This window comes from Azospirillum sp. TSH20 (assembly GCF_003115935.1).
GTDB lineage: Bacteria > Pseudomonadota > Alphaproteobacteria > Azospirillales > Azospirillaceae > Azospirillum.
In genome coordinates this window covers 1-21,038 of the sequence record NZ_LGQU01000044.1, presented here as the reverse complement: position 1 = coordinate 21,038, position 21,038 = coordinate 1, and the positions used below count along the sequence as shown (strand labels likewise).

Annotated in this window: 18 protein-coding genes and 2 pseudogenes; 6 read left to right on the top strand and 14 right to left on the bottom strand. The window is 66.3% G+C overall.

Annotated elements, in window-relative coordinates; translation table 11 throughout:
- Positions 1–15: 15 nt before the first annotated feature.
- From TSH20_RS12625 to TSH20_RS12595, 7 genes are all read right to left on the bottom strand, one after another.
- Positions 16–1,185 (bottom strand): transporter substrate-binding domain-containing protein, encoded by a 1,170-nt coding sequence (locus tag TSH20_RS12625; protein WP_109075105.1) that lies wholly within the window; start codon positions 1,183–1,185, stop codon positions 16–18.
- A 480-nt stretch (positions 1,186–1,665) separates the two neighbouring features.
- A complete protein-coding gene (locus TSH20_RS12620; protein WP_247874466.1) occupies positions 1,666–3,312 on the bottom strand; it encodes a cache domain-containing protein in 1,647 nt (548 codons plus the stop codon).
- A gap of 191 nt (positions 3,313–3,503) precedes the next feature.
- Complete coding sequence (locus tag TSH20_RS12615; RefSeq protein WP_211099766.1) at positions 3,504–4,841, bottom strand: MFS transporter; 1,338 nt, start codon at positions 4,839–4,841, stop codon at positions 3,504–3,506.
- Positions 4,842–5,121: 280 nt separating this feature from the next.
- A complete protein-coding gene (locus TSH20_RS12610) occupies positions 5,122–5,754 on the bottom strand; it encodes an N-carbamoylsarcosine amidohydrolase (protein ID WP_109075068.1) in 633 nt (210 codons plus the stop codon).
- Positions 5,755–5,765: 11 nt separating this feature from the next.
- The gene (locus TSH20_RS12605) at positions 5,766–6,467 is read right to left on the bottom strand and encodes an Asp/Glu racemase (RefSeq protein WP_199232049.1); all 702 of its coding nucleotides are present in this window, start codon (positions 6,465–6,467) and stop codon (positions 5,766–5,768) included.
- Between the two features lie 69 nt (positions 6,468–6,536).
- A complete protein-coding gene (locus TSH20_RS12600) occupies positions 6,537–7,364 on the bottom strand; it encodes an alpha/beta hydrolase (RefSeq protein WP_109075066.1) in 828 nt (275 codons plus the stop codon).
- Positions 7,361–8,509 carry an FAD-dependent monooxygenase gene (locus TSH20_RS12595; RefSeq protein ID WP_109075065.1) on the bottom strand — a complete coding sequence of 383 codons (1,149 nt, stop codon included), beginning with the start codon at positions 8,507–8,509 and terminating at the stop codon, positions 7,361–7,363. Before TSH20_RS12595 ends, TSH20_RS12600 begins: the two co-directional genes overlap by 4 nt.
- 468 nt (positions 8,510–8,977) lie before the next feature.
- On the opposite strand from TSH20_RS12595, the gene TSH20_RS12590 reads away from it, so the two are divergent.
- The 4 genes and pseudogenes from TSH20_RS12590 to TSH20_RS12575 all read left to right on the top strand — a co-directional run bounded on the left by TSH20_RS12590 (position 8,978) and on the right by TSH20_RS12575 (position 14,777).
- The gene (locus TSH20_RS12590; RefSeq protein WP_109075064.1) at positions 8,978–10,027 is read left to right on the top strand and encodes a 2,5-dihydroxypyridine 5,6-dioxygenase; all 1,050 of its coding nucleotides are present in this window, start codon (positions 8,978–8,980) and stop codon (positions 10,025–10,027) included.
- 94 nt (positions 10,028–10,121) lie between these two features.
- Positions 10,122–10,604: a MarR family transcriptional regulator gene (locus TSH20_RS12585; protein WP_211099765.1), complete on the top strand. Its 483-nt coding sequence runs from the start codon at positions 10,122–10,124 to the stop codon at positions 10,602–10,604.
- Between the two features lie 80 nt (positions 10,605–10,684).
- Positions 10,685–11,122, top strand: a pseudogene (locus TSH20_RS12580) ((2Fe-2S)-binding protein); the annotation flags it as partial.
- A 43-nt stretch (positions 11,123–11,165) separates the two neighbouring features.
- Positions 11,166–14,777, top strand: coding sequence for a molybdopterin cofactor-binding domain-containing protein (locus tag TSH20_RS12575; protein WP_109075062.1), 3,612 nt, complete (start codon positions 11,166–11,168; stop codon positions 14,775–14,777).
- A 35-nt stretch (positions 14,778–14,812) separates the two neighbouring features.
- Here the strand turns inward: TSH20_RS12575 and TSH20_RS35670 are convergent.
- The 3 genes and pseudogenes from TSH20_RS35670 to TSH20_RS12565 all read right to left on the bottom strand — a co-directional run.
- A pseudogene (locus tag TSH20_RS35670) lies at positions 14,813–14,991 on the bottom strand (IS5/IS1182 family transposase); the annotation flags it as partial.
- Between the two features lie 108 nt (positions 14,992–15,099).
- Complete coding sequence (locus tag TSH20_RS12570) at positions 15,100–15,654, bottom strand: hemerythrin domain-containing protein (protein WP_109075103.1); 555 nt, start codon at positions 15,652–15,654, stop codon at positions 15,100–15,102.
- 142 nt (positions 15,655–15,796) lie between these two features.
- Positions 15,797–16,483 carry an FmdE family protein gene (locus tag TSH20_RS12565; protein WP_247874465.1) on the bottom strand — a complete coding sequence of 229 codons (687 nt, stop codon included), beginning with the start codon at positions 16,481–16,483 and terminating at the stop codon, positions 15,797–15,799.
- A 177-nt stretch (positions 16,484–16,660) separates the two neighbouring features.
- Between TSH20_RS12565 and TSH20_RS12560 the strand changes: the two genes are divergently transcribed.
- Positions 16,661–17,110, top strand: coding sequence for a hypothetical protein (locus tag TSH20_RS12560; protein ID WP_109075061.1), 450 nt, complete (start codon positions 16,661–16,663; stop codon positions 17,108–17,110).
- A gap of 213 nt (positions 17,111–17,323) precedes the next feature.
- Here TSH20_RS12560 and TSH20_RS12555 read toward each other — a convergent pair whose 3' ends face one another.
- The 4 genes from TSH20_RS12555 to TSH20_RS34615 form a co-directional block, all read right to left on the bottom strand.
- Positions 17,324–18,970 (bottom strand): isovaleryl-CoA dehydrogenase, encoded by a 1,647-nt coding sequence (locus tag TSH20_RS12555; RefSeq protein ID WP_109075060.1) that lies wholly within the window; start codon positions 18,968–18,970, stop codon positions 17,324–17,326.
- A 114-nt stretch (positions 18,971–19,084) separates the two neighbouring features.
- Positions 19,085–19,372 (bottom strand): hypothetical protein, encoded by a 288-nt coding sequence (locus tag TSH20_RS12550; protein ID WP_109075059.1) that lies wholly within the window; start codon positions 19,370–19,372, stop codon positions 19,085–19,087.
- Positions 19,373–19,381: 9 nt separating this feature from the next.
- Positions 19,382–19,837 carry a hypothetical protein gene (locus TSH20_RS34940; RefSeq protein ID WP_158281989.1) on the bottom strand — a complete coding sequence of 152 codons (456 nt, stop codon included), beginning with the start codon at positions 19,835–19,837 and terminating at the stop codon, positions 19,382–19,384.
- Between the two features lie 656 nt (positions 19,838–20,493).
- Complete coding sequence (locus TSH20_RS34615; RefSeq protein WP_146205406.1) at positions 20,494–20,709, bottom strand: hypothetical protein; 216 nt, start codon at positions 20,707–20,709, stop codon at positions 20,494–20,496.
- 94 nt (positions 20,710–20,803) lie between these two features.
- Between TSH20_RS34615 and TSH20_RS35455 the strand changes: the two genes are divergently transcribed.
- On the top strand, positions 20,804–21,038 hold a 235-nt coding region (locus tag TSH20_RS35455), incomplete at its 3' end, for a hypothetical protein (RefSeq protein ID WP_211100358.1).

The window sequence follows — 21,038 nt, the reverse complement described above, 5'->3', positions numbered from 1 at the left end:
TTGCCCCGTTTGCAGTCAGACCGTGGCCTGCCGCCGCCAGCGGATGTTCGCCTCGCCGGCAACGTTATGATCCACCAGATAGGGATCGGGCTTCATCGCCACCAGCGACTCCGCGACGATCTCGAACCGGCCATCCGCATCGACCCGGCCGACGCGTGGCCACAGGTAGGTGTGGTTGTTGTCGGGATCGATCCGCACCCGCCCCTGGGGCGCATCGAACTCCTGCCCGAAGATGGCGTCGCGCAGCCGGTCGGTGTCCATGCAGTTGGCGATGCGCAGAGCCTGGGCGAACAGGTGGACCTGGAAATAGGCGGCCTCGCACGACGCGTTGGTCCGCTCGTGCTCCCCGAACCGCTCGCGGTAGCGGGCGACGAAACGGCGGTTCGCCTCGCTGTCGATGGAATCGAAATAGGGGGCGGCGGTGACGTGCCCGCGCGAGGCGGCGACGCCGATGTCGCTGATTTCCGCCTCGCTGGTGGTCAGGCTGGCAATCGGCATCCGCGCCGGATCGAACCCAGCCTCGGCATAGGCGTGGTAGAGGTGGGCGGTGGCGGCGCCGACCACCGTGGAGAAGATGAAGTCCGGCTCCTTGCGCCGGATGTCGCGGATGACCGGGGCGAACGCCTTCTGCGTCGCATTCAGCGGCAGGTACTTCTCGGCGAGGATCTTGCCCGACCGCTGGAGCACCAACTCCCGCATGATCCGGCTGGATTCATAGGGATAGATGTAGTCCGATCCCACCATGTAGACGCGGCTGCCATATTCCCGCGTCAGATAATCGGCCAGTTGCCGGCCGTTCTGGTTGGGGGCGGCGCCGGTGTAGATGACGTTGCGCGAGCATTCGAACCCTTCGTAGAGGGTCGAATAGAGCAGCAGCCCGTTGCGCCGCTCCACCACCGGAAGGATCGCCTTGCGCGTGCTCGACATATAGCAGCCGAACAGGACGCTGACCCGCTCCTCGGTCATCAGCCGTTCGGCGAGAGCCGCGAACACCGCCGGATCGGATTGCGGATCCTGGACGATCGGCAGGATCTCCCGGCCGTTGACCCCGCCGCCGGCATTGATCTCCTCGATCGCCATCAGCGTGCCCTGGAGCTGGGTGCGTTCGATTCCCGCCGTGACCCCGGTCTGCGAGAACAGCACGCCGACTCTCCACGGTTCACCGCTCTTGGGGGTACAATCCATCTGCATCCACCTCTTCGTCGCACTCACGCCGCAACCCGCGCTCAGACCAACCGGTGGCTATCCGGTTGCGAATAAAACAAAAAAAGCCCCAATCAGGGCTGTCGGCCCGGATTGGAGCGCCATTGCTCCGGCCCGCTCCATCACGTCGGAACCCCGCTGAAACCCAGCCGCGGCCCCCTGGCGTGACGTCGGACAGATATGGACTTGCATACTATGACAAGGACGGATTGTTTGGCGACTCCTGTTTTGCGCGGGTCTACGGGTTCCGGGAGCGACGGCCGCCCGTCAGGGTGACAGGCGACGCGTCGGGCGGCCTCAGCAGGACGGAGTCGACACCGATCCAGCGGCAGAGCACCGGACAGGTGCCGGCATGGGCGACGATGGTGCGAAGTGCGGCATCACCGTGATGGCAAAGGGCGATGCCGCTCGCGGGCGGGCTTTCGTCGACGTCGTGCTCTCCCCGCCCGCTGAGGCCTCCGATCAGGCGGCGCGGACGGTCGACAGGAAGTCCTCGACCTCGCTGCGCAGCCTGACCGTTTCGCGGACCAGACCGCTGGAGGCGGACAGCACGCCCGACGCGGCGCTGCCGGTCTGGCCGACGGTCTGGGCGACGCCGGCGATGTTGCTGTTGACCTCCGCCGTGTGGCGGGCGGCCTGCTGGATGTTGGCGCCGATGTCCTTGGTGGCGGCGCTCTGCTGCTCCACCGCCGAAGCGATGGCGGTGGCGATGTCGCTGACCGAGGTGATGGTGCTGCCGATGCCCTGCACCGCCGTCACCGTATTTCCGGTGAATTGCTGGATTTCCTGCACCTTGGCCTGGATGTCTTCGGTGGCCTTGGCGGTCTGGTTGGCCAGCGCCTTGACCTCCGAGGCGACGACGGCGAAGCCCTTGCCGTGCTCGCCGGCGCGGGCCGCCTCGATGGTGGCGTTCAGCGCCAGCAGGTTGGTCTGGCCGGCGATGGCGTTGATCAGTTCCACCACCTGTCCGATCTCCTGGGCGGCGGACGCCAGGCTCTGGATCATGCCGTCGATCTTCGTGGCTTCATCCACCGCACGGCCGGCGACGCTGGTGGACATGGTCACCTGACGGCCGATCTCGGCGATGGAGGCGAACAGTTCCTCCGTCGCGGCGGCGACGGTGTTGACGTTGCTGCTGGCCTGTTCGGAGGCCTGCGACACCGCCTGCGCCTGGGTGCCGGAGCGGTCTGCGGCGGTGGCCATGCCGGAGGCGGTTTTCTCCATCTCATGCGCCGCGGCGGCGACGGCGGCAACCATCCCCATCACGCGGGCCTCGAACTGGGCGGCCATGTCGAGCAGGGCGGCGCGGCGTTCGGCCTCGGTGCGATCCTTCTGCGCTTCGGCTTCCGCCTGGAGACGGCGGACTTCCAGCCCGTTGCGCTTGAACTCCTCCAGCGCGCGGGCAAGCGTGCCGACCTCGTCGCTGCGGTCCTGGTGGTTGATCGCGACGGACAGGTCGCCGGTGGAAATGCGGTTGGTGGCCTGGGTCAGCTGCAGGATCGGCGTGGTGATGCGCCGGCCGATCCACACGGCAAGGCCGAGGCTGACCGCCGCCAGCACCGCGATCACCGCGGCGATGTTCAGCATGGTCTGCAGGCGCGCGGCGGCCACCGTGTCGAGATAGACACCGGAGCTGACCACCCAGCCCCAGCCCTTGGTCAGCTTGGAATAGGCGGATTTCTCCACCGGATCGCTGGAGCCGGGCTTGGGGAAGGAGAAGGAGGAATAGCCGCCGCCGGATTCGGCCGCCTTGATCTCGTCGCGCACGAACAGCCGGCCGCTCTTGTCGGTGCTGTCCCACATCGCCTTGCCTTCGACCTGCGGGTTCAGGTGGGCCAGGATGTTGCCCTTGCGGTCGAGGATCAGCGCATATTCCGATCCGTCGTAGCGGGCCGACCGCGCGATGTCGAGCGCCAGCTTCTGCGCGTCGGCGACCGGCAGCTCGCCGGAGGCGGCCCGCTGCTCGAACCGTTCGATGATGGAGGTCACCATCTCCACCGCGACGCGGGCGCGGGCTTGGCGCTCCTCCATCATCACGGTGCCGAGCGTCCTGGCGGTCATGGCCCCGGCGCCGACCAGCGCCAGGACGGTGATCAGGGGCAGCAGCAACAGGCGCCCCCGGATACCACGCAATGCGGAAATCATGTCTCTCTCGTCCCTCGGCGTCTGGCGTCTTGCTGGATAGGCCCTGTCGGAACGGCCGAGCCGGCGCCGCACCCGCTGGTGAGACGCCGGCCGGGCCGACTGCAAGATTATTCCATTCAGACTTTCACATATGGTTTACGTGCTACACCATTTGGTCAGCGGTTCACCACTTTCGGCGGCAGGGCGTAGACCAGCAGAGCGCCGATCAACAAGCAGCCGGAGAAGAACCACAGGGCGGCGTTGCTGCTGCCGGTCAGGTCGATGACGATGCCGATCAGCGAGTTGCTGACCAGCCCGGCGATGCTGGCGAGCGAGATCGCCATGGCGAAGCCGGTGGCCGCCGCCGTGCCCTTCAGGAAGGTAGCCGGCAGGCTGAAATAGGCCGGAAGCGGACCCAGCACGCCGACCGACGCGATGGTGAACAGCGCCACGGTGGCGACGAGGTTCTCGGCGAAGAAGGTGCTGGCCGCCATGGCGGCCGAGGCGGCCAGGAAGGGGACGATGATGTGCCAGCGCCGCTCGCGCATCCGGTCGGAACTGGCGCCGATCAGCAGGATGCCGATCACGGCCAGGATGTTGGGGATCATCGTCAAGAGGCCGATGTGGAACGGGTCGACCACGCCGGTCTTGCGGATGAAGGTGGGCAGCCAGAAGCCGATGGCGTAAGCGGTCAGCAGGATGGCGAAATCGATACCGCCCAGCATCCACACCTTCAGGTTCAGCAGCCCTTCCTTGAAACTGTGGCCGGCATGCTTGGCTTCCGAATCGTCGCCATGCAGGTCGGCGGCAATCCGGGCCTTCTCATCGCCCGACAGCCACTTGGCATCGCGGAAGGAGTTGGGCAGCGCCACGAAGGTCAGGAAGCCGAGAAGCACGCTGGGGATCGATTCCAGCAGGAACAGCCACTGCCAGCCGCGCAGGCCCTGGACATGGTCGAAATGGCCCATGATCCAGCCCGACAGCGGGCCGCCGATCACGCTGGACAGCGGCAGGCCGATGACGAACAGCGCCATGATACGGCCGCGGCGATAGGTCGGGAACCACAGCGTCAGGTAATAGAGCACGCCCGGCAGGAAGCCGGCCTCGGCCGCGCCCAGCAGGAAGCGGACGATGTAGAACTGCGTCGGGGTGGAGACCAGCATGGTGGCGGCCGACAACAGGCCCCAGGTGATCATGATGCGGGCGATCCACAGCCGCGCGCCGACCTTGGTCAGCACGAGGTTGCTCGGCACCTCGAACAGGATGTAGCCGACGAAGAACAGGCCGGCGCCCAGACCATAGGCCGCCTCGCTGAACTGGAGGTCGCCCATCATCTGCAGCTTGGCGAAGCCGATGTTGATGCGATCGAGATAGGCTGCCAGATAGCAGAAGCAGAGGAAGGGAATGAGGCGCCAGGTGATCTTCTTATAAAGCTGATCCGCATCGACGGACTGCGCCGCGCCCAAAACTGCATTGGGTGCGGCATTCGCTGTTGTCGTCTGGGCATAAGACATGCTGTCTGTCTCCTTACGCTGATCGCGTTGTGAACCCGTCCTGTTTTTGCATGCCGGCGCCGCCTGTCTCGGGTGCGGCGCCGGGTGTCGGTCCCGGTTTTCTTTTTATTGTTCCTGAACTGCTCATCCCCCTCTCCCCCCGGGGAGAGGGTCGGGGTGAGGGGGATGCATTGCGTGGATTCTCTATGGCACGGAGGTGCGCGACTCTTGAGGATCCTCGCCGCGCGCCCCCCTCACCCTAACCCTCTCCCCGGGGGGGAGAGGGGATGTCCCCGCACCCTCACCGGCCGAACCGGTCGAGCACCTCCTGCTTGCTGACCACATCGCCGTATTTGCTGTCGATGTCGAACAGGTTGGCCTCGTGCGGGCCATCGTGGCGGTCGCCGACGCACTCGCGCACGACGATGGTGCGAAAGCCGTGTTGGACCGCGTCGACGGCCGTGGCGCGGATGCAGCCGCTGGTCGAGCAGCCGGTCAGCACCACCGTGTCGACGCCCATCGCATGCAACATCGGGGCGAGGCTCGTGCCGAAGAAGGCGCTGGCATACTGCTTGGAGATCACCACCTCGTCGGCTCGCGGCGTAACCTCCGGGCAGAAGGCGGCGAGCGGGTTGCCCTCCACCATATCCTTCATCACCGGGGCCTTGCGCACCCACATGCCGCCATCGGCGAAATGGCCGGGATGGTAGCGGATGTTGGTGTGGACGACCGGCACGCCATGGCGGCGGGCGGCGTCCAGCAATTCCACCGTCTCCGCCACCGCGCTCACCACGCCGGGGGCGTAGAGCGGCGCGCCTTCGGTGGTGTAGCCCTGCATGAAGTCGATCACCAGCAGGGCCGGCCGCTCGCCGAAGCCGATCCGGTTGCCCCAGACGCCCTTGTAATTGTCGGATGCGCTTTGCCCGTCGGTCATGTGGTCGCTCCTCAGTAAGCGCCGGACAGCAGGGCGCCGGCGCCGGGCACGACCGGCTCCAGCTTCAGCGCCTTCAGCATGGCGTAGGTCGTGGCGATGGCGGCGGTCAGCACCGGCTTGCCGGTTTCCGCCTCCACCCGCGGCACCACCGGCAGCGACGGCATCTGCACGCAGGCGGACAGAACGACCACGTCCACGCCCTCCAGGTTCATGCCGCGCACGATGTCCGGCAGGTTGTTGGGATCGTGGCGGGCGACGTCGAGATTGTCGGGGATCTCCAGCGCGCGCCAGTCCTGCACCTCGAAGCCTTCGGCGCGGATGTAGTCCACCACCAGCTCGGTCAGCGGGCGCATGTAGGGGGCGACGATGGCGATGCGCTTGGCGCCCATCACCTTCAGCCCGTCGACCAGGGCGCCGGCGCTGGTGACCACCGGGGCCGGCGCGTCGTTCTCCAGCGTCTTGCGCGCAAGACGCGCCTCGGAATCGCGATGATAGCCCAGGCCCATCGACATGATGGCGACGAGGCAGGCATAGCCCAGCACATCGACGCGGGCGTCCGACAGCTCGACGGCGCAGCGGTCGGACTCGGCGTCCATCGCCGCCAGCTCTTCCTTCTTGACCGTCTTCATCCGCATGCGGGCGGAATGGAAGGTGAAGCGTTCGGGACGGATCGCCTGACGCGCGGTCAGCATGGCCGGGATTTCCGTTTCCATGGTGACGTTGGAGCTGGGGACGATCTGGCCGATGCGGTACAGCGAAGACATGGGATTGGTTCCTGTGTGTCAGGCGAGCGGATGACCGAGGCTGTCGCCGAAGGCGGCGAAGAAGCCGTCGAGGTCGTCCCAGGGGATCATGTGCCCGGCGTTGGGGACGCGGGCGATGCGGATGGCGGGCTGGAGGCGGGCGATCTCCTCCTCGTCTTCCGGTTGGATGACGCCGCCGCGGCCGGCGACGATCAGCAGCGCCGGAACCGGCAGCTTCGGCAGGTCGGCATGGATGTCGTCCTGGTGGAAGCCCTCATAGGCCCGGACGATGGCCGGCTCGTAGCAGGTGTGCAGCCATTCCGCGCGCAGCCGCAGCTGCTCCTCCGTCCAGGTCGGGCAGAAGGCGCGCATGGCGTCGGCATCCATGCCCTTCAGCGACTGGCGGATCGAATCGACGTACCAGGGCAGGCCGCTGGGATAGGACCGGCGGCCGGGGCCGGAGACCGGCGGGTCGATCAGCACCAGCTGGCGCAGGCCCTTCGCATTTCCGCGCACCGAGGCGCGGATGGCGAAGCGGGCGCCCATGGAATGGCCGACCAGGACGTAATCGGTCAGGCCAAGCGCGGCGACGAAGGCGTTCACGTCGTCGGCACAGGCATCGATGCCGTAATCCAGATGCGGACCGCTTTCCGACAGACCACGCCCGCGCACGTCCAGCACATAGGTGTCGAACTGCTGCCCGAAGCGCTCGGCGACGAAGCCCCAGGTGACGGCCGGGCTGGTGATACCGGGGATCAGAACGATGGCCGGGCGGCCGGCATGCCGCTCCCCGCCATAGCGCAGGTAATGCTGGCGGATGCCGTTGGCCTGGACGTTGGCGCCGTAGAGGAAGGTCGAGGCGGTCATGCCGCGATGCCTTCGCGCAGCGGCTGCTCATACACGTCGTAGCCGAAGACCCAGGCGGGATCCTCCTGATTGCGCAGGAAGGTGTTGGCGTTGGACACCGCCTGCACACGGGTCGCGCGGTCCTTGCGGTTGGCCTCGTACAGGGCGAAGGCGGTGCGGTAGTCGGTCAGGCCGGTTTCGGAAAGGCAGCGGGTCAGCATCGCCGCGTCCTCGATCGCCATGCCGGCGCCCTGCGCCATGTGCGGCTTCATCGGGTGGCAGGCATCGCCGAGCAGAACCAGCCGGCCGCGGCTCCACAGCGGCAGCGGGTTGCGGTTGCGCAGCGGCCATTTGGTGACCTCTTCCGTGCACTCGATCAGCGCCTGGACGGTCGGGTGATAGCCCTGGAACGCCTCGAACATCTCCTCACGGCTGCTGTCGACGAAGGCCTCCTGGAAGTCCCAGGCCGGATGCGGCACGCCCGTGACGTAGTAGTATTCGTCGCGCTTCCCGGTGGTGAAATAAACCATCATGTGACGGTCCTCGGTCCACCACTTGATGCAGTCCTCGAAGGTCAGGTCGTATTTGGCGAGCTGATCGCCGCGGATCAGGGCGCGGTGGGCGACCCAGCCGCTGTAGTTCGGCGCCTCGACGCCCAGCAGGGCCTCGCGGATGCGGGAGTTGATGCCGTCGGCACCGATGACGATGTCGGCGCGCGCCTCGGTCCCGTCGGCGAAGGTCAGGCGCACGTCGTCGCCGCTGTCGGTGATGGTTTCCAACCGCTTGTCGAACTGGACGGTGCCGGGGGCCAGCGTGTCCATCTGCAGCAGATGCATGTCGCCGCGGTGAACGGTGACATAGGCGGCGCCGTACTCACGCTTGGCGAAGTCACCCAAGGGAATGCGCGACAGGTAATCGCCGGTGAAGCCGTCGCGGCTGAACCAGAAGTCCGGCTTGGAGCCCATCGCCTCCAGCGGCTTTTCGATGCCAAGGCGGCGGAACACCTTCATCACGTTGGGACCGACATGAATCCCCGCGCCGAGCCGGGAGAATTCAGGCGCCTGTTCGTAGACATCCACCTGGAACCCGGCCTGCTGCAGGAGCCCGGCGGCGGCGGCTCCGCCCAGGCCGGCCCCGACGATAGCGATTCTCTGAGTCTTTCCCATGGATATGGCCCTTTGCTGACGTGGGGGTGTTCGGTCGGCGCCGCCGAAGGGCTCGCGACCGGATGCAAGGGTGCGGGAGGAGTGTCCGGGGGCTTCTCGCCCCGGCTCCGGCCGTCGACCGTTGCATTGAACTCGATATGAAGTGTGTACGCTGTTTCAGCTTGCCATGCAACACAATTCGCCATACAACGCTACTCAGCCTTTGCGGGGCGGGCAGGGCCGTTTGCGGCACGGAGTGACCACGATTTAGCCTTGTTCAGCCTCATTTTAAATCAGGGTTGCCTATTTAACGTTCATATCGACACGGCGGCGGCGAAGGGTTTACCACCTTACTGTTCGTGGTCGAATTAAGCTTATACGCTCTATATATCCTGGTCAGCCCGCCGCGATGATCGGCGGTTGTCCACCCGAAAACACGGCCCGGATCGCGCTTCAGCGACTATGGCCACCAAGATTGGGAGAGATGAGATGCCGGTGAGTGATCGCGAACTGACGCAGATGTTCGAACGGGTTCTGACCCTGTCCAAGGTGGACAAGACCCAGAGCGTCGCTGTGCTGAAAAGCGACTATTCCAACCCGCGCATCGTGCGCGCCGCGATGGACGCGGCACAGCGCCTGGGCGCGAACGTCTACGGGGTCGAACTGCCGGCCTTCAACCACCCGCGCGCCATGGGCATGGACATGACCGCCTATTGCGGCGACACGCCCCTGACCGGCAACCTCGCCGCCCAGCGCGCGCTGGAGGCGGCCGACCTGATCGTCGACACCATGATGCTGCTGCATTCGCCGGAACAGGAGCAGATCCTGAAGACCGGCACCCGCATCCTGCTGGCGGTCGAGCCGCCGGAGGTGCTGGCCCGCATCCTGCCGACCGAAGAGGACAAGATCCGCGTCAACGCCGCGGCGGAGCGGCTGAAGCGCGCCCGCTCCATAACCGTGACCTCCAAGGCCGGCAGCGATTTCCGCGCGACGCTCGGCCAGTATCCGACGGTGACGGAGTACGGATTCGCCGACGAGCCGGGCCGCTGGGACCATTGGCCGAGCGGCTTCCTGTTCTCCTGGCCGGACGAGGACAGTGCCGAAGGCACGCTGGTTCTCGACGTCGGCGACATCCTGCTGCCCTTCAAGACCTATGTGCGGGAGAAGGTGACGTTGGAGATCGAGGAGGGCTTCATCCGCCGCATCCATGGCGGGTTCGAGGCGGAATACCTGCGCGACTACATGGCCTACTTCAAGGATCCGGAGGTCTACGGCATCTCCCACATCGGCTGGGGCCTGCAGCCGCGGGCGCAATGGACGGCGATGGGGCTGCACGACAAGAACGACGGCATGTGCATGGACGCGCGCGCCTTCTACGGAAACTTCCTGTTCTCCACCGGCCCGAACACCGAGGTCGGCGGCAGCCGCAAGACCCCCTGCCACATGGACATCCCCTTGCGCGGCTGCGACATCCTGCTGGACGGCGAGCCGGTGGTGCTGGCCGGCGACGTGGTGGCGCCGGAAGCCTCCAGGGCATGACGTGCGGCATGAGGGCGGAAGCCCGCCACCCTTCCCTGCCCCCGCCGCCGCTGCTATCGTCCGCTACCCACCGGTCCACCGCATGTTGACCCCGATGACCCAAGACCTGTTGCCTGAAGACGGTACCGACGCTGGCTCCGGAGAAGCCGATTACGTCTTCTCCGACCAGATCGGCCATCTGCTGCGGCGGGCCTATCAGCGGCACCTCGCCATCTTCCAGCGCAACGCCTGCGATCCGCAACTGACCTCGGTGCAGTTCGTCACGCTCTGCGCCATTCGCGACAACGGGCCGAGTTCGCTGATCGAGTTGGTGAAGTCCACCGCCATCGACCAGGCGACGATCCGCGGCATCGTCGACCGGCTGAAGGCGCGCGGGCTGATCCGCCAGACCTCCGACGCGCAGGACCGCCGCAAGGTCATCAACTGCCTCACCGACGAGGGGCGGCAACTGCTGGAGGACATGGTGCCCTGCGCCAAGCGGATCAGCGAGTTGACCATGGGACAGCTGAACCCGGCGGAACGGCTAGCCGTCACCCATGTCCTGCAGAAGATGATCGCACAGGACGGGGAGGAGTAACCTCCCGCCGACGCCTTCCAAACAAGACTCCCGCGGAGGCCCGCGGGGATGCGGGACCTATCGCACCGGACGGACGCTTTATGGAAAAGACCATCGCGCTGCGGGTGAATGGCCGCGCCGTCTCGGTGACGGCGATGGCCGATACGCCGCTGCTCTACATCCTGCGCAACGATCTGGTCCTGAACGGGCCGAAGTACGGCTGCGGGCTCGGCGAATGCGGGGCCTGCACCGTCATCCTCGACGGCGTCGCCGCGCGGTCCTGCGTCATCCCGCTGGCGGGGGTGGAGGGGCGCGAGGTGGTGACGCTGGAAGGACTGGGCAGCAGTGCCGCCCCGCACCCGGTCCAGCAGGCCTTCATCGACGAGCAGGCCGCCCAGTGCGGCTATTGCATGAACGGCATGATCATGACCGCCAAGGCGCTGCTCGACCGCAATCCGACCCCAACCATGGACGAGGTGCGCCGCGCCCTGTCCGGCAATCTGTGCCGCTGCGGCACCCATGTCGAAATCCTGCGCGCCGTCATGCGGGCCGCGCGGCTTCTCTCCTCCCCCGGAGCACATCATGACGATCAACCCAACGCCCGGCCCGACGCCCGAAACGCAATCCCAGCCGACGCCGACCCGTGCGGAGTTGATGGCGGCGACCGGCGTCCTGCTGATCGTTGACGAGATCCAGCCGCCCTCCGGCTTGGTCGCCAAGGGCGGCATCGCGACGCCGAAGCCGCCGGAGACCGCCCTGTTCCTGGCGGTGCGTGACGACGGGCAGGTCTTCGCCTTCAACGGCCATGTCGATCTCGGCACCGGCATCCAGACGGCGCTGACCCAGATCGTCGCGGAGGAGCTGGACCTGCGCATGGACCAGCTGCGCATGGTGCTGGGCGACACCGGCCGGACGCCGAACCAGGGCGCCACCATCGCCAGCGCCACCATCCAGATCTCCGCCGTGCCCCTGCGCAATGCGGCAGCCGAAGCGCGCCGTTTCCTGCTGGAGCGCGCCGCCGCCCTGTTCGGCGTGCCGGCGGGCGAGTTGCGGGTCGAAGAGGGCGTGGTGATCGCCGGCGACGGCAACCGCCGCATCTCCTACGGCGAACTGGTGCGGGGCGAGCGGGTGGAACTGCGCATCAGCGGCAAGGCCCCGCTGAAGGCGCGCGAACAGTACAAGCTGGTCGGCAAGGGCGCGCCGCGCGTCGACATCCCGGCCAAGGCGACCGGCGAATTCTCGTATGTCCACGACCTGCGGCTTCCCGGAATGCTGCATGGCCGGGTGGTCCGCCCGCCCTATGCCGGCATCGACAGCGGCGAGTTCGTCGGCAACAGCCTGGAAAGCGTCGATGAGGGCTCCATCGCCCACATCCCCGGCGTCGTCAGGGTGGTGGTGCTTCGCGACTTCGTCGGCGTGGTGGCGGAGCGCGAGGAGCAGGCGATCAAGGCCGCTCGCGAGCTGAAGATCACCTGGAGGCCCTGGACCCGCAAGCTGCCCGACCTGTCGAACCTTGCCCAGGCGCTGCGCGAGAACCCCAGCACGCCGCGCAAAGTGCTGGACAAGGGCGACGTCGATGCCGCGCTTGCCGCCGCCGATCAGCGGATGACGCGCACCTATGTCTGGCCCTACCAGATGCACGGCTCGATCGGGCCGTCCTGCGCCGTCGCCGACTGCAAGGAAGATCATGCGACCGTCTGGTCCGGCACCCAGAACCCGCATCTGCTGCGCGCCGACCTCGCCTGGCTGCTGGAATGGCCGGAGGAGCGGATCGACGTGGTGCGAATGGAGGCTGCCGGCTGCTATGGCCGCAACTGCGCCGACGACGTGGCGGCGGATGCGCTGCTGCTGTCGCAGGCGGTCGGCCGTCCGGTGCGCGTCCAGCTGACCCGCGAGCAGGAACATCTGTGGGAGCCGAAGGGCACCGCGCAATTGATGGAGGTCGATGGCGGCATCAGCGCCGATGGCGGCATCGTCGCCTACGACTTCGCCACCAGCTACCCGTCGAACGGCGCGCCGACCCTGGCGCTACTGCTGACCGGGCGGGTCGATCCGGTGGCGGCGGTGTTCGAGATGGGCGACCGCACCTCCATCCCGCCCTACGATTACGAGAACATGCGGGTGGTCATCAACGACATGGCCCCCATCGTCCGCGCCTCCTGGATGCGCGGCGTGTCGGCGATGCCCAACAGCTTCGCCCATGACAGTTACATCGACGAGCTGGCCTTCGCCGCCGGGGTCGATCCGGTGGAGTTCCGCCTGCGCCACCTGCGCGAGGACGAACGCGCCGCCGACCTGATCCGCGCCGTCGCCGGCCGCGCCAACTGGCAACCGCGCACCGCCCCGCAGCAGACCCCGCCGGAAGGCGACGTGCTGCGCGGTCGCGGCTTCGCCTATGCCCGCTACATCCACAGCAAGTTCCCCGGCTTCGGCGCCGCCTGGGCGGCCTGGGTGGCGGACGTGGCGGTGGACCGCAAGACCGGCGAGATCGCGGTGACCCGCGTGGTGGTCGGCCATGACGCCGGGCAGATGATCAATCCCGACGGCGTGCGCCACCAGATCCACGGCAACGTCATCCAATCGACCAGCCGCGTGCTGAAGGAACAGGTGGAGTTCGAAGACTCGGTGGTCGCTGCCAAGGAGTGGGGCGGCTATCCGATCATGACCTTCCCCGAGGTGCCGGACATCGACGTGCTGATGATGCCGCGCGAGAACGAACCGCCGCTGGGATCGGGCGAATCCGCCTCCGTGCCCAGCGCGGCGGCCATCGCCAACGCCATCTTCGACGCCACCGGCATCCGCTTCCGCGAGTTGCCGATTACTGCGGAACGGGTGCGGGAGGCGCTGAACGGCCCGTCCGAGCCGGTCCCTCCCTCCCCGCCGGAAGCGGCCAAGCCGCGCAAGCGCGGCTGGAAGGCATGGCTCGGCGCCTCGCTGACCGGCTTATGCGGGGTGATGATCGGCATGGCGAGCAGCGCCCTGCCCTTCCGCGCCGAGATCGCCCCGGTGGCGCCGCCATCTGCCGGGCTGTGGTCGTCCGCCACCATCGAACGCGGGCGGCAATTGGCGGCACTCGGCGACTGCGCGGTCTGCCACACGGTGGAGAATGGTGCGACCAACGCCGGCGGTCGGCCGTTCGAGACGCCGTTCGGCACCGTCTACAGCACCAACATCACGCCGGACCCGGACAGCGGGATCGGGCGCTGGTCCTTCGCCGCCTTCGACCGGGCGATGCGCGAGGGGATCAGCCGCGACGGCCGGCATCTCTATCCGGCCTTCCCCTACACCGCCTTCCGCAACATGACCGACGACGACATGCAGGCGCTCTACGCCTACATGATGACGCAGCAGCCGGTGCGCAGCGAGACGCCGGCCAACACCATGCGCTTCCCCTTCAACCTGCGCCCGATGATGGCGGGGTGGAACACGCTGTTCCTCAACCGCGAGACTTACAAGCCGGACCCGCAGAAGACTGCGGAGTGGAACCGCGGCAACTATCTGGTCAACGGCCTCGGCCACTGCGCCGCCTGCCACAGCCCGCGCAACGCGCTGGGGGCGGAGAAGCTGGGCGACGCGTTCCTGGCCGGAGGCACGGTCGATGCCTGGGAGGCGCCGGCCCTGAACGGTCTGTCCAAGGCGCCGAAGCCCTGGACGGAGGACGACCTGTTCACCTATCTGCGCACCGGCTTCTCCCAGCGCCATGGCGTCGCCGCCGGCCCGATGGCCGCGGTGGTGCACGAGCTGTCCACCGTGCCGGAGGCGGATGTGCGGGCGATGGCGGTCTATCTCGCCTCCCTGGGCGGCGAGGTGGGCGGTGATGCGGTGGAAGCGCCTGCAGCCGCCCCCGCCCCCGTCAGTTCCGCCAATGGAGAGCGCATCTTCAACGGCGCCTGCCAAGCCTGCCACAGCGACGGCGAAGGGCCGACGCTGTTCGGCGTCAGCCCCTCCATGGCGGTGAACAGCAACGTCCACAGCGACAGCCCCGACAATCTTGCCCGCGTCATCCTGCACGGCATCCAGAACCCGGCGACCCGCGACCTCGGCTATATGCCGGCCTTCCGCGACAGCCTGTCCGACCGCCAGATTGCGGATCTGATGGCGTATCTGCGCGGCCGCTTCGCACCGGACAAGGCGGCCTGGACCGACGTGGCGAACGCGGTGACGAGGGCGCGGGCCAATCCGGGGACGCATTGACGAGGAGGCCAGCGCCTTACGTTGGGTACGATCCACTGCCAGCCGAGCCGACCACGCTCGTTGATCATCTGGATGTGGCGGCCGCGTTGGCTGGGGTGCTCCCGGTCGTGTCGCTCGCCACCGCGCTCGAGCGCGGCGGGACGATCACCTTGGCGTACGGGCTTTGGGCGGTTACGGCACGGTAGACCGCTTCGCCGTCGTAGGCGCCGTCCGCCAGCATCTCGCCGGTATCGGGATCGACGGCCGCGCATTCACTTGGTTGGAAGCGGCCGGGGAAAGAGCCGAAACCTGATGCGGTTCGGAGACCCAGCCAAACGCCGTTTCACGCTCCCTGAACATTCAGCGATGGCGTGTGATCACCCAGATCGGCAAACCAATCCTCCCCCTGGCTGTAAGCCGACGCAAGGGTGACGTCCTGCGCCGGCGTGAGCACGTCATCGACGGCGCTGAGCAGTGCGGTCTCTTCCTTCTGGATATGGAGAACGAGTCCGTCGATCAGTTGGTGTCCGAAATGGCGGAAGACCGGCCAACTTTCCTCATCGAAGCCCTCACGCAGAGCCAGGGCGCACAGTCGGGCGAGGCGGCGGACAAGTGGGCGCAGAGCTTCATGGTCGGCCTCCAGGTCAGCCGTCATCTCGTAGGCGCCGGCGGTGGCGATGGGCGGGAAGAGTCCCTGTTCCTCCAATATGAAATGCCGTTCAAGGTCTTGGCCCAGTTCCTTGCCAAGGGTGGCCAGCAGAGCGCGGCCGTCCACGTCGAGAGTCGGGACGTCGTCCTCCGGAGTGCGTTGGAGGTAGGCCTCGAAAACGTTCAAGAGATCGATGGTCCGGTGGTGATCGTCGTGCAGGAGTTGACCGGTCTGGCTATTGGTGTGCATGTCCGAAACCTTGTGAAAGGAGATCACGCGCCGGGGCGAGCCCATCCGGACTGGCGCCAGCGCTGAGGGGCGAAGCGGTCAGCGTCGCCAAGGGGAGGAGGTCATGTCGTTGCCGATGTGCCATCGCCGCTCTCATCCGCCGTTACGCGCCGGGGCGGGAATTCCAAACGGTAAGGCTGACCAAACGTGGGTCGTCGGCGTGATCCACCAGCATGCGTCGGACCCGCTCCTGCCATAGGCTGCGGAACTGCGCCGCGTCGTCCGCTGTGGCCGCGTCGGACAACACGCGCTGCAGAAGGCGAGGCATCGCTGGATCCACCGGAACGACACTCATGTCGAGTGTCGCCTGCAGGCCCGCCCCCGTGTCGGTGCGGACGAAGGCCATTGCGCCTTGCATGCCGATGCCGAAGGACAGGAGGTTCCGGCGGTCGAAGCGTCCGGCGATGCCTTTAAAGCCGGTGTCTTTCGTCGCTCCGGTCAGCAGCGTGGCGACGCTGGCCATCACGCCGGCCACACCCTCGTCGGCGGCCTCACGAACGGAGACTGCAACAGCCCCGCGTTCGGGCACTTCATCGGGATACAGCTTCTCCAATGACCGTACAGTCATCAGGTAAGATCCCGCGACGGTCGGACAGGAATGGCCGGCAAGCCGCACAGCGTCGGCATATCCGTAGTGAAGCAGGCCGCCCTCGGCCGCGCCGAGGAACTCGCTCAGCGGATCGCGCACAATGAGCCGCGGCGCCGCATCGTAAAATGATGGAAAGGTCATGGTCGGACCATGCCACGACAATGCCGGCTCCTCTTTGTGCTTGCGCAAACTCCGCGCCATTCGGCGCGCATCGCCGCGAACGCTCCGTCCCTCCGTAATGGGGAACATTCGGCGTGGACGAGACATGCGGCCGCCTGTGGCCAAGCTCACATCGGCGGCGGGCGGAGTTCGTTAGGGTCATGTCATCGAGACCACCCGCCGGATGCAGAGCACCGGCCCCACCAAGGAGACCGCACCATGATCCGCACCTCGCTGCTCGCCGGCTTCGCCACCCTGGCCCTGTTCGCCGCTCCCGCCATGGCGCAGAATGTGTCCAACCTGTCGAACACCGCGGCCGGCATCGGCAATGCCGCCACCCAGAACGTCACGACGTTGCAGCGTAGCGGCGGACTGTTCGGCGGCCCGAACATGGCGAACGTTTCCAACCTCTCGGCCGGCGTCGGCAACACCGCCAGCCAAGGCGTGTTCGTCGGCCAGCGCAGCGGCGGGCTGTTCCCCGGCGGCTCGATGGCCAATGTGTCGAACACTGCGGCGGGCATCGGCAACTCGGCGTCGCAGGGCGTGACGGTGCTCCAGCGCTCCGGTGGCCGGACGCCTTTTGGCCCTCCGAACGTCGCCAACGTGCAGAACCTCGCCGCCGGCATCGGCAACGTCGCCGGCCAAGGCGCCCTTGTTCGCCAGCGCTGAGCAGCGAATTATCCACCTCCCATCCCATGATCTTGGCCCCGCCTGGTTCATCCGGCGGGGCCGCCCTTTTGTCTTCCTCCGTCTGCGGTCGCTTTCCCCAAGACGCAGGCAAAGCAGCAGTGATCGAGGATGTCCTGGTAGGAAGGAAGCCCCGAGCGAAGAGCCGCTCGTCGCGCCTGTCCCGCCACACGCTCCTGATTGAAGCGCGACCCATTACCCGTCGATCGTCGCGCGGCGAATAAGCGCGGACAGCGGCGCATGCGGGTCCAGCGTGCCGAATGCCAGACCGCGGTCCCCGCCCAGGCGCGAACGGCAAAAGGTCTCGGCCACCAGCGGGTCGTCGCCCTTCAACAGAACAGTCGCCTGCAACGCGAGGGCAGCGCGCTCCACCACACGTCGGCTGCGTGCTTCCAGTCCGTCGGCATCGGCAAAGGTGGCGGCAAGCCACTCCGCCTCGCGGTCCAGATCCGTGCTCCGACCCCGGACAGTGTCCAACTCGCCGAGCAGGGCTTGGGCGCTGTCCGGTTCCTTTTTCAAGGTGCGCAGCACGTCCAGACACTGCACGTTGCCACTTCCCTCCCAGATCGAGTTGAGCGGGGCTTGACGATAAAGGCGCGGTAGATTGCTCTCCTCGACATAGCCGATACCGCCCAGGCATTCCTGCGCTTCATTCACCATCGGCGGACAGCGCTTACAGATCCAATATTTGCCGATGGCGGTGGCGATGCGGGCGAACGCCGCCTCTTCCTTGTTGCGGGTGGTGGAGTCCACGGCACGGGCGACGCGCATCGCCAAGGCGACGGCCGCCTCGCTTTCCAGCGCCAAGTCGGCAAGGACGTTGCACATCAGCGGCTGGTTGATCAGCAGGCGGCCGAACGCGCGGCGCTGGCTGGTGTGGTGCAGCGCCTGCACCAGTGCCTGTCGCATCAGTGCGGCCGAGCCGATCATACAGTCAAGCCGCGTCAGCGCCACCATCTCGATGATGGTGGCCACACCTCGTCCCTCGTGGCCGACCATACTGGCGGACGCCCCCAGGAACTCCACCTCGGCAGAGGCATTGCTCCAATCGCCGAGCTTGTCCTTGAGGCGCTGGATCTCCACCGCGTTGCGCGTGCCGTCAGGAAGGAATCGCGGCACCAGGAAGCAACTCAGCCCCCCTTCCGCCTGCGCCAGCACCAGATGGGCGTCGCACATCGGAGCGGAAAAGAAGAATTTGTGCCCGACTAGTTCGTAGCCACCATCCCGCTGCCGTATCGCCCGGGTGGTGTTGCTGCGTACATCGGAGCCGCCCTGCTTTTCCGTCATTCCCATGCCGATCGTGCAGGCGGTCTTGTGCCCGGCGGGGATCGAGCGCGGGTCGTACTCCAACGCCGTCACCCGCGGCAGCCATTCGGCTGCCAGATCAGGCGCTTGGCGCAGCGCCGGCACGGAGGCGTAGGTCATGGTCAGCGGGCAGGAGGTGCCGGCTTCTGCTTGGCTGCCCATGTACATCAGCGCGGCGCGTGCCACATGGGCACCCGGCTGGCCGGCGTTGCGCCACGCGAAGCTGTGAACACCAAAGTGCATGGCCTGCCGCATCACCTCATGGTAGGCGGGGTGAAACGCCACCTCGTCGATGCGGCGACCATAGCGATCGAAGCTCTGGAGCTTCGGCCGGTTCTCGTTGGCCTGCGCTCCCAGTTCCATCAGCGCGCCACCGGCAAGGGAGCCATACATCGTCAGGGTGCCGGCGGCCCAAGCGCCCCCTTCCCGCTCTACGGCCTGGCGCAGGGGCCGGTCACCCAGCCATGCGTTGTAGGCCGGCATGGGGTCGGGCTGGTTCTGCACGTCATGGGTGATAAACTGTGCTCGCTGGGACATGGCTTGTGCTCCGAGCTGTCACGGTGAAAGGCTGCGGCGGGCCACCAACCTTCCGGTAACAGCGCCCCTCTGACAACCGTCCACCGTCGGCTTGATGCGCACCGTGGGCTCACCTCAAATTGAAACGATACCCTTCAGGTCGTAGGATGCGCCTGCGAGGTCGGCGCTGCCGATCCGATTAACGCTCAGGGAGGCAGCATCGAACGAGAAGAGCACCCGATTCTGTTGAGTATCGAGTGCGCTATAGACAAGCTGGCCGCCGACGGCGCTGAAATCGTCTGCCGCTGTCCAATCAGGACCTGAAGCGACTTCCTTGACCATGCGCGTACCCGCGGCGGTGCCATCGCTCATCCAGAGCTGGCGCCCATTCTTGCCATCGTCCGCGTTGAAGAACATTGCCATCGCCGCCGATCAGCAGGTCGTTGCCCAATCCGCCGCCGAGCCTGTCGTTTCCCGAGCCACCCGCCCGTCAGTGTATCCGCTCCACTGGTTCCTTCGCGGGCCTTCCAGTGGGCCGAGGGTCGCGAGGAAGACGTCGGTCAGCCCCCCGTTGGCATCGTCGGGTGAGAGGGTCTCGGCAAAGCTCTGAAAGCCGACATGTGATCCGTCGGCCGAGATGACGCCTCCGAATGAGGAGCCGTTTGCCTGGACACCGTCACCGGTCTCGCTGGCCAGTATCAGCGCACCGGCGGTCAAATCCTTCACATAGATGTCATATGCGGAGGCGGGACCATCCTTTGGAACGAGGGCGGCGACGCTTGTGAAGGCAACTCTTCTTCCGTCCCCTGAAATGGTTGGCAGTATGGATTGCCCGTTTCCCGGCATGCCGTATTGGTTACGGCTAATCAGCGTCAGATTGCCTGTCACCAAGTCCTTTGGAAAGACATCATCGGTTCCGTTGCTGTCGTCTGGAGCCAGATCATCGTCGTTGCTGGAAAAGACAAGTTTGGTCCATCATCTGAAATGGATGGTATGCCCAAGACCCCTGATGCCTGCCTTCCATCCATGGTCCGACTGGCCAGGATGGTTTTCCCTGTGTTCAGATCCCTTACGAATATGTCTTTGCCGCCGTTGCCGTCACCTGGCACCAGATTATCGGCACTACTGGAAAAAGCGATCTTCGTTCCGTCCGCCGAGATCGCGGGATTGGAACTGGGACAATTCCCAGTGTTGGAGAATATATTATCTAAATTATTCTGATCTTAAAGGGATTCGAAAGAGTATCCGACGCTATTCATAGTCAGCTTTCCTCCAGTTATACTTGAGGGCAGCGCGACGGGCGTCAACTTAACAGCATCAGCGCGGAGCGGACAAAAAACTCCTTTCGGCGATTAGCTTCTTCTTCCCATTACGCCAAGTGTTGCATAGGGAAGGGTCTTCCCGACCTTGATCCGCGCAGCGGCTTCAGGAACCGTGAGCCCTTGGGCGAGGAGCGCCTTTGCCCGGCGGAGCCTATACCCGCTCACAATTCACTTCGGCGGCGGTGACCAACCAGGCGGGCGACATGCTTGTCGGATAGTCGGTCAGTCAAAACCCGCTTCCCGTCGTGGGCGATGCGGCCCAACTCCATCCAGCTCTTCAACGTCACCATCGGGCTGCTCGGCGGCGTGCTGCCCGGCCCGACATCGACCTAGACGCCGGCCGTCGGCAGTTTCCTCCGCGCCATGGTCGAGGCTGACGATCTCGCTGCGCCACAGCCTGCCGGCGAAGCCGAGCAGCAGGATAGCACGGTCGCGCATGCCGCGCAGATCATTAACCAGACAGCTCTGTCAGCCTTCGCCCCCTCTTGTCCGGCGGCGCAGGGCTGACGTAGAGGATCACCTCTCTGGAGAGGTGACCGGCTTCAAGTCCTCCAACAGTGCCGCCCGCTTCTGTCGGGCTCACGATGAGGTGCGCAACGTCCTGCGCCCGGCGATCCGGCGCAAGCAGCACGGTCCGGCGTCTCAGCGACGGGCGATCCATGTCCAGCGGATCGCCGCTCTATGGCGCGACAATCAGGATGGAGAGCGCGACAATCAGGATGAGACGGTCTGGGGTCGCGGCAGGAGCATGATTGACGCTGCAGTAG

What these genes read in the sequence shown, in the direction of transcription:
- TSH20_RS12610 (WP_109075068.1), bottom strand. Translation starts at nt 5,754, where the DNA reads ATGACCGACGGGCAAAGCGCATCCGACAATTACAAGGGCGTCTGGGGC.
- TSH20_RS12595 (WP_109075065.1), bottom strand. Translation starts at nt 8,509, where the DNA reads ATGGGAAAGACTCAGAGAATCGCTATCGTCGGGGCCGGCCTGGGCGGA.
- TSH20_RS12555 (WP_109075060.1), bottom strand. Translation starts at nt 18,970, where the DNA reads ATGTCCCAGCGAGCACAGTTTATCACCCATGACGTGCAGAACCAGCCC.
- TSH20_RS12575 (WP_109075062.1), top strand. Translation starts at nt 11,166, where the DNA reads ATGACGATCAACCCAACGCCCGGCCCGACGCCCGAAACGCAATCCCAG.
- TSH20_RS12615 (WP_211099766.1), bottom strand. Translation starts at nt 4,841, where the DNA reads ATGTCTTATGCCCAGACGACAACAGCGAATGCCGCACCCAATGCAGTT.
- TSH20_RS12565 (WP_247874465.1), bottom strand. Translation starts at nt 16,483, where the DNA reads ATGGCGCGGAGTTTGCGCAAGCACAAAGAGGAGCCGGCATTGTCGTGG.
- TSH20_RS12560 (WP_109075061.1), top strand. Translation starts at nt 16,661, where the DNA reads ATGATCCGCACCTCGCTGCTCGCCGGCTTCGCCACCCTGGCCCTGTTC.
- TSH20_RS12625 (WP_109075105.1), bottom strand. Translation starts at nt 1,185, where the DNA reads ATGGATTGTACCCCCAAGAGCGGTGAACCGTGGAGAGTCGGCGTGCTG.
- TSH20_RS12570 (WP_109075103.1), bottom strand. Translation starts at nt 15,654, where the DNA reads ATGCACACCAATAGCCAGACCGGTCAACTCCTGCACGACGATCACCAC.
- TSH20_RS12585 (WP_211099765.1), top strand. Translation starts at nt 10,122, where the DNA reads ATGACCCAAGACCTGTTGCCTGAAGACGGTACCGACGCTGGCTCCGGA.
- TSH20_RS34615 (WP_146205406.1), bottom strand. Translation starts at nt 20,709, where the DNA reads ATGCGCGACCGTGCTATCCTGCTGCTCGGCTTCGCCGGCAGGCTGTGG.
- TSH20_RS12605 (WP_199232049.1), bottom strand. Translation starts at nt 6,467, where the DNA reads ATGGAAACGGAAATCCCGGCCATGCTGACCGCGCGTCAGGCGATCCGT.
- TSH20_RS12550 (WP_109075059.1), bottom strand. Translation starts at nt 19,372, where the DNA reads ATGGCAATGTTCTTCAACGCGGACGATGGCAAGAATGGGCGCCAGCTC.
- TSH20_RS12590 (WP_109075064.1), top strand. Translation starts at nt 8,978, where the DNA reads ATGCCGGTGAGTGATCGCGAACTGACGCAGATGTTCGAACGGGTTCTG.
- TSH20_RS12600 (WP_109075066.1), bottom strand. Translation starts at nt 7,364, where the DNA reads ATGACCGCCTCGACCTTCCTCTACGGCGCCAACGTCCAGGCCAACGGC.